Source organism: Megasphaera sp. SW808, assembly GCF_012027795.1.
Lineage (GTDB): Bacteria > Bacillota > Negativicutes > Veillonellales > Megasphaeraceae > Megasphaera > Megasphaera stantonii.
Genome location: NZ_SJOT01000046.1, coordinates 1 through 7,125, shown reverse-complemented (window position 1 = coordinate 7,125; position 7,125 = coordinate 1). Strand labels below are relative to the sequence as shown.

General features: G+C 44.8%; 6 protein-coding genes and 1 tRNA gene. 2 read left to right on the top strand and 5 right to left on the bottom strand.

The window, feature by feature from the left end; all coding sequences use genetic code 11:
* Positions 1–81 precede the first annotated feature (81 nt).
* Positions 82–198 (top strand): type II toxin-antitoxin system YoeB family toxin, encoded by a 117-nt coding sequence (locus tag E0L13_RS11995; protein ID WP_277344295.1) that lies wholly within the window; start codon positions 82–84, stop codon positions 196–198.
* Positions 199–629: 431 nt separating this feature from the next.
* Here the strand turns inward: E0L13_RS11995 and E0L13_RS11520 are convergent, their stop codons facing one another.
* From E0L13_RS11520 to iolC, 3 genes are read right to left on the bottom strand one after another with little or no spacing between them, the layout of a single operon-like run.
* Positions 630–1,472 (bottom strand): ketose-bisphosphate aldolase, encoded by an 843-nt coding sequence (locus E0L13_RS11520; protein ID WP_168062552.1) that lies wholly within the window; start codon positions 1,470–1,472, stop codon positions 630–632.
* A 17-nt stretch (positions 1,473–1,489) separates the two neighbouring features.
* Positions 1,490–2,809, bottom strand: coding sequence for a gluconate:H+ symporter (locus E0L13_RS11515; RefSeq protein WP_168062550.1), 1,320 nt, complete (start codon positions 2,807–2,809; stop codon positions 1,490–1,492).
* Positions 2,810–2,823: 14 nt separating this feature from the next.
* Complete coding sequence (gene iolC, locus E0L13_RS11510) at positions 2,824–3,849, bottom strand: 5-dehydro-2-deoxygluconokinase (RefSeq protein WP_206081647.1); 1,026 nt, start codon at positions 3,847–3,849, stop codon at positions 2,824–2,826.
* Positions 3,850–4,664: 815 nt separating this feature from the next.
* Here iolC and E0L13_RS11505 point away from each other — a divergent pair.
* Positions 4,665–5,456 (top strand): DeoR/GlpR family DNA-binding transcription regulator, encoded by a 792-nt coding sequence (locus E0L13_RS11505; protein WP_168062546.1) that lies wholly within the window; start codon positions 4,665–4,667, stop codon positions 5,454–5,456.
* An 88-nt stretch (positions 5,457–5,544) separates the two neighbouring features.
* Here the strand turns inward: E0L13_RS11505 and E0L13_RS11500 are convergent, their stop codons facing one another.
* Together E0L13_RS11500 and E0L13_RS11495 are read right to left on the bottom strand one after the other, a co-directional pair.
* Entirely contained in the window at positions 5,545–6,636 is a 1,092-nt protein-coding gene (locus E0L13_RS11500; RefSeq protein ID WP_168062545.1) for a zinc-dependent dehydrogenase, read from the bottom strand.
* Positions 6,637–6,977: 341 nt separating this feature from the next.
* A tRNA-Ser gene (locus E0L13_RS11495) sits at positions 6,978–7,066 on the bottom strand.
* Between the last annotated feature and the right edge of the window lie 59 nt (positions 7,067–7,125).

Sequence of the window (7,125 nt, the reverse complement as noted above, 5' to 3'; positions counted from 1 at the left end):
TCTGAAAAAATATGGCTCGACTTCGCCGTTCCATTGCGCAGATGGAAGCTACAGGCGGTACAATTCATGAGGTAATTACAGATGATCAAAGCATGGACTGACGAAGCCTGGGAAGATTTTGAATATTGGACAAAGCAAGATAAGAAAACACTGAAACGTATTTTACAACTTCTGAGAGATATAGACCGCAACGGATAAAGGAATTGGCAAGCCGGAACGGTTAAGCGGCGATTTATCCGCCTATTGGAGCCGTCGAATAGATGAGTATATCGCATAGAAAAGGGCATAATAAAAATCGTCCAGTGCGGTTCTCATTATAGGGATACATAACAAATTTAATAGTAATACAACATAGTTTACACACATATCAAAGAAACGGCCGCATGTAGAAACTTATTTTCTCATGCGGCTACTTTGTCAATTTTATCATATTTATAGAGAAGGTACAGGCGTAGAACGCTATATGTTAATCATCCATAATAGATTCTATTCCATGCCGCTTTTTAGTATTTGGATTTAGGGTAGATGATGGGGTAGAAAAACAGCCATAAAAGGCTCTTAAACGCAAAACAGACCTTCCTGAAACCAGATATACGTTCTAGTTTCAAGAAGGTCTTGCATCTCAGCACCTAAACCTTTCCATTTGTGCCAAAAATGGCAATATGCCGTTTTACATTTTCATATGTACCTGCTGCTGCAGCGCTGCTGAAATCAAAGTACGTCGCGTCTTCTTTCTCATGGGCTATCTGCTTTACATGAGCGGAAACAGCCTCATAAGACGATGTAGCGATATTGATCTTTTTAATTCCGTTATGAATACAGCGGCGAAAATCTGCTGGAGAAATGCCGGAGCCGCCATGCAGTACCAAAGGGCAAGATACGACGTCCGCAATTTCCTTCAGGCGGTCGATACGCAGATTCGGAGCCCCATGATAATGACCATGTACCGTACCGATAGCTACCGCTAAAGCGTCTGCCTTTGTTTCTTCGGCGAAATATGCAGCTTCTTCCGTGCGGGTAATAAGTTCTTCCGCACTGTATGTGCCTTCCGCCCCGCCGATGCAGCCTATCTCGCCTTCTACATCGGCTCCATACCAGGAAGCCATGGCCTTGACTTCCTTGGTCATGGCAATATTTTCTTCTATCGGCCGCTTGGACCCGTCAAACATAACCGATGTAAAGCCAAGCTCCAACGCCAGACGGATCGTTTCCATCGAAACGCCGTGGTCTAAATGAACTGCTACCGGCACAGCAGCTGCTTTAGCGCCATGAATCATAATCGGCCCCAGCAAGTGTAACGGAGAATAGGACAACCTTCCTTCGCTGATCTGCAGTATGATAGGAGCGTTTAATTCTTCGGCAGCCCGAATAGCCCCCATCACCATTTCCATATTCGATACGTTAAACGAACCAATGGCATACGAATTGTCGTGAATGCCACGGAGCAACGTACTCAATTTTACCAAAGCCATATCAGCGTTTCCCCTTTTTATGAAATAATTGCGTTTAAAATCAGAATACCGGCTATGCCGCATACGCCAATAACGCATTCCATGACGCACCAGGTACGAACGGTTTCCTTAATCGTCAGGCCGTAAAATTCTTTAAACATCCAGAACCCCGGATCATTCGGAGGCCCAAAGTTTACGGAACCGGCACCGGTTGCCAATACCATCAGTTCCGGACTGACATTAGTTACGGCAACGATCGGCGCCATGATACCGGCCGTCGTCAGACCGGCAACTGTCGCCGAGCCTACGGCCGCACGGATAACCGAAGCCACAAACCAGGCTAGGATCAGCGGAGAGAAGGGAGCGTTTTCTGCCAGCTGTGCAATATACTGCCCTACGCCGCTGTCCACGAGAACCTGCTTAAAGGCTCCGCCGCCGCCGACAACCAGCAAAATCATGGCAATGGCCAAAACGCCCTGCTCAATAGATTTCATGACGTCGGAAATAGATCTGCCGCGGCCGATGCCAAAGGTATAAATCGCGACAGCCACTGCAATAAACAAGGCCATATCCGGATTCCCTACAAAATCCATGACGATATTAATCATGCTGTCTTTCGGGCAGACTAATTTGGCAATAGACGCAATGGCCATGAGAAATACAGGAATTAACGCCGTAAATAAGCTGATGCCGAACCCGGGCATTTCCTCTTCCGAAAAGTTCTTTTCAGATGACAAGCCTTCCGGAATAGCCGGATGCAGGTCTGTCATGGTCCGATACAAAATAGGGCCGGAAATAATAACCGTCGGGATAGCAATGATGATGCCGTACAACAGCGTTAACCCGATATCGGCATTGTACAGTACAGAAATCGCCGTAGGTCCCGGATGAGGCGGCAGAAAACAGTGCGTAACAGATAAGGCCGCCGTCATAGGCACGCCGACTTCCAGCAAGGGAAGATCTGCTGATCTGGCAACGGTAAATACAATCGGAATCAGCAGTACCAAGCCTACTTCATAAAACAGTGCGATACCTACGACAAAGCCGGTAATGCATAACGCCCACTTCACATGCTCACGGCCAAATTTGTCAATCAACGTCGTCGCAATGCGCTGCGCGCCGCCGCTGTCAGCCATCAGCTTGCCCAGCATAGCACCGAAACTAATGACCAGGGCCAAATGCCCCAGCGTACCGCCGACGCCGGCTTCAATAGAAGGAATTACCTTGACCAGCGGCAGCCCTTCGGCCAGCGCAATGGCCATGGATACAATCAGCAGCGATAAAAAACTATTCAGCTTGCATTTTACAATCAATAGAAACAGCAATACAATGCCTAAGGCTAGAATAACTAACGGCATACGACTTCCCCCTTCTAAACTCTGGCTATCATTTCACCAAATTCTTCTTTTTTACGCTTGATAAAAGCAGTTACCTCGCCGGCACTGGGCATATCCTGCGAGCAGGCGTGGCTGGCAATCAGCATGGCCGCCGAAGCGCTGCCGAATTCCAAGCAGTCGATAATATCCCATCCTTCAGTCAGGCCATAGAGAAATGCCGACGTGTAGCCGTCGCCGCCGCCAAAGCCCTTAAGGCTTTTAACCGGGAACGGCTTGATGGAAAAGGATTCGCCGTTCCGCGTATAGGCTGTCGATCCATCTTTGCCGTGCGTAATGACGACGATCTGATTGCCCTTTCCCAGCCAGTAATTGGCTGATTTTTTATCGTCATGATCCTGAAACAGGGTTTCTTCCATTAAATCAAATTCTGTTCGTGAACCGATAAGGATGTCGCTGTGTTCTGCCACAAGAGAATAGTACAATGATACTTCTTCTTTCGATTTCCACGTATATCCGCGGTAATCCAATACAAATACAACCTTTACATTATGTTTCTTGGCATAACGCAGCCCTAAGAGCATTGCTTCCCGCGAAGGGCTAGCCGCCAAGGCCGTCCCGGAAATCAGGAACATCTTGGCCTGCTTAATATACTCTTCTGAAACCTCGTCAACCGTTAACGATAAATCAGCCGCAAAATTGCGGTTCATCAAAATGCTGCTTTCCGTAGGACTGAGTATTTCCGTATAGGTCAGGCCAATAAATTCCCCCTGCGTCGCTTCGCAGACCTGGGACGTATCAATTCCTTCTTTTTGAAAGAATTTAGTAACGAAAATTCCCATCTGATCCTTTGATACCTTGCCGATAAATCCCACGTTCTTGCCTAATCTGGCCATGCCGACAGCAATATTGGCAGGCGAGCCGCCGAGATATTTTTTAAAGGTCGTGCAATCTTCCAGAGGCTGATTCAAATCTACAGGATTAAAATCTACGGCAATGCGGCCGCTGCAGACAATATCAAATGGTTTGGAATTATCAAAAGTAATTGTATTCACACCGATCATTCCTTCCTTATGTATAAAATAAAAATTTAACAGCCCGACGATTTTTAAATCTGTGTCAGGATGCTCATTCTGTTCCGCAATCGCCCTGGCAATTGGCAAAAAAACACGGCTTCTGCAAAAAAAGAAGTGACAGCGGCCTGCCTTTTGAAAACAAGAAAACAGCAAGGACTGATAACACGCCCTTCATCCATCCGATCAGGATTATTCGTCCCAGACAGAAAAGCGACTGCAGGACATTTCAGATACCAGCATCTGCCCCGGTCTATTTCATTACCATTTCAGATACTTTTAGGCTTTGCCATAGATACAGGCCTCTATATCCTGAATCGCTGAATTTATGATACAGTCATAGTAATCCCTTCTTTCATTATTTCACGACATGCGCACCAAAATATGTTCATCTTATGACTAAAAATATTACCACAATATATTAAAATAATCAATACTTATTCAATCGGCAGAAAAAGATACACAACATATACCAATACGAGAAATAATTCATTCAGTTTTTTTCATTCATATTTCCAATATTATATGTGTCTTATTTATAAAATATTGGCACAATTATGTATATATTACCCTTAATTTTAATTGTCTCCGCTCGAATAGCCACAGATGATTATATTTTGGACATATTTTAAAATTATGATATCCTTATGTAAATCATTACTGCTTAACTGCTTGCCGTTTCTGCGGAAAAACGCAGGGATGAAATTCATGTTTCTCCTATATTACTTGTGTATTTTAAAAAATTACTTTATAATAGCTTTAAATTATATTTTGTCTATTACCTCACAGAAAGCGATACTAACCGGATGAAAATCACGAGAATTCACAAAATACAAGAAATGTTAAAAAAAGAGAAAAATTTATCTCTAAATGACTTATGCGATACCTTCAACGTATCAAAAAATACAATCCGCCGTGACATTAATTATTTAGAAAGTCAGGGAATTATAAAGAAAGTGTATGGCGGAATCATCTTGAATGAACCCTTGACCGACGCCCCGGAACCATTTTTGCTCCGGACATCTAAACACACCTTGCAAAAACAACACGTTGCCCGCGTCGCTGCTTCATTCGTTAAAGATAACGATGTTATTTTCATTGATTCCGGTACAACGACAATGCATATGCTGCCCTATCTGCTGCAGGTCCAAAACCTCACGATCATCACAGCCAGTGTAAATGTCATCAACGTGGCCGCCCTGCATGCAGAATCCCGAAAATTCAACCTCATCGCTACGGGTGGCGTTCTGTATTATCCCTCGATGGCATTTACGGGGCCCAGCGTACTGAATTGCCTTGATACCTATAATATCTCAAAGATATTTTTAGCCTCTACCGGCATTTCCCTTGAAAACGGAGCCACTAACGCTTCCATTGCAGAAAACGAAATCAAGCGAAAGCTCATGACTAAATCCGGGCAGAAATTTCTGCTGATTGATGCTTCTAAACTCGATGTGGCCTCACTGGTTTCTTTTACTCCGCTCAGTGCCTTGGACTACTTGATCATTGATTCCCTGCCGCCCCAAAAGTATGTATCTTACTGTCAGGAACATCATATAAAGCTAATAACGCCAGAACATATCCAAACAAAACAATAAATAACAAAAATAAGCCGTACCCAGATATATTTGATATACGATCTGAATACGGCTTATTTTGTTATGCATACTCACCATATATAATTTTTTAAATAACCTGAATAGCTGTATGACGGGCCAAATCCTCCTGAACCAGCTCAAGATGTGGAATGACAGCGACTCGCATGCCTGCCCGTCGCTGGACTAATTCAAATCCGCGCAGGATATTCTCTAATGATACAGCATGCGTCAAAATAGAATCCACATGTATTTTGCCGCTGCGAATCATTTCCAGGGCCAGTATGTTATGTCGCGGCGCAGACGAAAAGGTACCATACAGCGTAATTTGCCGGTAATGAATGAAATTTACATCCATTGTCAGCATCGGCGTATCCTTAGGCAATCCTGCAAAAAAACATACCCTGCCCATTTTGCTAGCCATGCGAATGCCCATATCCTGAGCCGCAGCACTGCCCGCGGTTACGATAACAACATTAGCACCCAATCCGCCGGTCAATTCCTGCACAGCCTGCACGGCATCACATTCACTGGAATTGATGTAGCCGGCATACCCAAGCTTTTTGGCAGATGTCAGCCGTTCCTCACTACGGTTGATTAAAAAAATCTTCTCTGCCCCCTGGGCTCTCGCAAGCTCCGCATGCATCAGACCAATGGGGCCGGCGCCAATAACAGCTACCGTATCCCCTAAAGATATATTCATACTCTCCTGCCCATTGATAACGCAGGCCAGCGGCTCCGCTAAAGAAGCGCTAAGATAGTCTACCTCCTCAGGAATTATGTTAACGTTGCCGGCCTGTACAGCAATAGCCGGAACACGAAGATATTCCGCAAACCCTCCATTAAAGTGATGAGCAATTGTCTTACGATGGTAGCACATATGCTGATTTCCTGACAGACAATAGGAACAATGTCCACATCCAATTCCCGGAGCAACTACGACGCGGTCGCCAACCTGGTACTGACTTATCCCTGCGCCAATTTCCACAATGGTCCCTGCAACTTCATGCCCCAAAACAATAGGCGGTACAATTGCCGAATGGCCATGGCAGAATGTACGCAAGTCACCGCCGCAAATAGCGCAGGATTTTACCTGAATCACAAGCTCTCCCGGCCCTGCATGCGGCGTTTCTATCACTTCTACCGTAATCGAACCAATTCCCTGATACACAGCAGCATTCATGTTACCAGCTCCCCTTTGTATGATATTTTTATATCATTATAGGATGCCATTTTATGAAAGTCAACACACATTTCATCAAAACTTTGCTCAAAATCACAACCATTTCCGAATCATTCCCATATCTCGTCTGCCATCATTCGCCGATTCAAGCAAACATAATTGCATAGTGATGCCTTACCTATAAAAGGCATATCCAAATGCAAAATCACGACCTCACCAAAAAGACCTGGCAACCGTTTAATCCCTCATCATGACAACTGCATTGCAGGAAGCTGCTATTTCGCATTCAAAAAAAAGAACCGCACTGCCAAGCATTTCTGCTTAACAGCGCGGTTCTTGTCTGGCGGAGCGGGTGGGATTCGAACCCACGAGACCTTTCGGCCTAACTGATTTCGAGTCAGCCCCGTTATGACCACTTCGATACCGCTCCATGCAAATACTTTATTATAATATCATTTCAGGGGCTATTCGTCAATGATTTTTTCAAAA

Excerpts from the sequence above, each read along its gene's own strand:
- E0L13_RS11995 (WP_277344295.1), top strand. The coding sequence starts at position 82 with ATGATCAAAGCATGGACTGACGAAGCCTGGGAAGATTTTGAATATTGG.
- E0L13_RS11520 (WP_168062552.1), bottom strand. The coding sequence starts at position 1,472 with ATGGCTTTGGTAAAATTGAGTACGTTGCTCCGTGGCATTCACGACAAT.
- E0L13_RS11515 (WP_168062550.1), bottom strand. The coding sequence starts at position 2,809 with ATGCCGTTAGTTATTCTAGCCTTAGGCATTGTATTGCTGTTTCTATTG.
- iolC (WP_206081647.1), bottom strand. The coding sequence starts at position 3,849 with ATGATCGGTGTGAATACAATTACTTTTGATAATTCCAAACCATTTGAT.
- E0L13_RS11505 (WP_168062546.1), top strand. The coding sequence starts at position 4,665 with ATGAAAATCACGAGAATTCACAAAATACAAGAAATGTTAAAAAAAGAG.
- E0L13_RS11500 (WP_168062545.1), bottom strand. The coding sequence starts at position 6,636 with ATGAATGCTGCTGTGTATCAGGGAATTGGTTCGATTACGGTAGAAGTG.